The organism is Streptomyces jumonjinensis, assembly GCF_009600885.1.
GTDB lineage: Bacteria > Actinomycetota > Actinomycetes > Streptomycetales > Streptomycetaceae > Streptomyces > Streptomyces jumonjinensis.
Genome location: NZ_VCLA01000189.1, coordinates 23,317 through 23,765 on the forward strand (window position 1 = coordinate 23,317; position 449 = coordinate 23,765).

Here is a 449-nt window from a genome sequence, read left to right on the forward strand (position 1 = left end):
CGGACCGGTCGTCACGGGGACGCTCGTCGCGTCGATCGTCACGGCGGAAACCGCCGGACCGGTCATCACGGGGACGCTCATCACGACGGTCGTCACGACGGGGACCACGGTCGTCATCACGACGCCCATAGCCGCCGCCACCGGAGGGACGGCCACCACGGTCGTCACGGGGACCGCGGAACCCACCACGGTCGTCGTCACGACGGAACGACGGACGCTCATCACGACGGTCATCGCGTCGGTCGTCACGACGGAAACCGCCGGACCGGTCGTCACGGGGACGCTCATCACGACGGTCATCACGACGGGGACCGCCAGAGCGGTCGTCGCGGCGGAACGCCGGACGCTCGTCACGACGGTCATCGCGGCGGAAACCACCGGAGCCGCCGGGACCACCGGAGCGGTCGTCACGACGGGGACCACGGTCGTCATCACGACGCCCATAGCCG

Annotated in this window: 1 pseudogene; it reads left to right on the forward strand. The window is 70.6% G+C overall.

From position 1 onward, the window contains the following. Positions 1-449 (forward strand): annotated as a pseudogene (locus tag FF041_RS40610) (hypothetical protein); the annotation flags it as partial.